The 1431-nt window shown below is 56.3% G+C and carries 2 protein-coding genes; both read right to left on the bottom strand.

The window, feature by feature from the left end:
- Window positions 1-826, bottom strand: an 826-nt coding sequence (locus AC1D17_RS28945) for a molybdopterin-dependent oxidoreductase (protein ID WP_477568632.1), incomplete at its 3' end; no start/stop codon positions are given.
- Between the two features lie 4 nt (window positions 827-830).
- A partial coding sequence (locus AC1D17_RS28940; RefSeq protein ID WP_477568631.1) for a nitrilase-related carbon-nitrogen hydrolase occupies window positions 831-1431 on the bottom strand: 601 nt, incomplete at its 5' end.

The raw sequence follows: 1431 nt of genomic DNA, 5'->3' as shown, positions 1-1431 counted from the left end.
GACCTACAGTGGCCCTTTGCCACGAGCCTCCTCCATCCACGCTGATTTCCACGGTTGATATCTGTCGATCTCCCCAAGCCCAACCCCATATCCTTGTTGGCACATCAGCCAACAGTAGATCATTAGGGGATGGCGACACGATAACGGACTCCGGGGCGACGCTCCAAACTGGCTTCACCCCAGATGGCGTGGGATCGTTATAGAAGCGCGTCGTATAGGCGCCGCTCGCCCGCCGGTTCGCGGCCGTGATCGAACCAACCCACTTTACGGAGTTGGTGCCGTACCAACCCGGCACAACCAGTCGAACCGGACCTCCGCGCTCCGGAGTGAGCGGCCGGCCGTTGATCTCAAGTGCAAGAAGAACCTCTTCTGCGAGTGCTTTCTCGATAGGCATGTCTTTTTGATAGGCTTCTTCAATTTCCGCGTATTCGCCCCACTCGAGGCCGGAAGTCCATACATATGACGCATCGGTGCTGATCTTTGCACGTTCCAGAACAAGCGACAGCGGCACGCCTTTCCAAACCACATTTCCGATCCTGCGTTTGGCGACTGTCGGCGCAAGAGGGCTTCCAGCGCATTCGTGAAATGACATGTACTCGCGCTGAGGCATGGCTTGAAGATCCGAGAGACGCAACCTCGTTGGGTTGCCTACGAGGCCATCGACATCGAGATGCCAATGGTCGGGGTCGATGCTCAGAAACCCCATATGCGTGACCAGAAAAAGATCGTCCTCCGGAGTGATCCAGGAGTTGAGGGCATGAACCCCTTCAGCCGGACCTTGGAAGGAGAAGCCCTTCTTTATCATGTGCATACCCGTCCGCGTCATCGCCTTACTCCTCTAGGGCCGGTGCATCGAAGCGGGTTCCATATTCCTCCCGGCCTTCTTGGAACCGGATCGGTTTGCGGCGTGTCCGGTTGACAGTGACGTCGAATATATCGAAGCGGTTATAACCAGCAACGACGTCATGAAATCGTTTCGGTTCAACACACTCGTCGAGATCGATATGGGCATAACCGATACCTTCATCGATCATTTCATCACCAATTGGCGCTCCAGTCGGTCCAAGGAAAAAGCTGCTGGCCCGCGGACTGGCGTCTATGATCGCTGCGATCGCAGGATCATCCAAAGCAATAGATCTGCGTGTGCTTTCATCCAACCGACCGGCGACAACGATGCCGAAGCACTTGGCCTCGAAACAATGAGCTGAGGCCCGAATGCGGTTGGCTGCCCGGTTGTCGTAGTTGTCGCTCTCCGTCGGAACGCGAGTGGGCCAGATCGGCGGATAACTGCTTATATGAACCTGTTCGGCCTGTGCCATCAGACTGTAGCGCGCGAGTGGATTTGTGTTTTCCCCGCAAATGAGACCGCCAATACGGCCAATTCTTGTATTTGCGACGACCAGACCTGCGCCGTCGCCGGGATCCCAAACC

It is taken from the genome of Pararhizobium sp. P1_E7 (genome assembly GCF_056405855.1).
The sequence above is the reverse complement of the archived record's forward strand: the minus strand, read 5'-3'. Positions and strand labels throughout refer to the sequence as shown.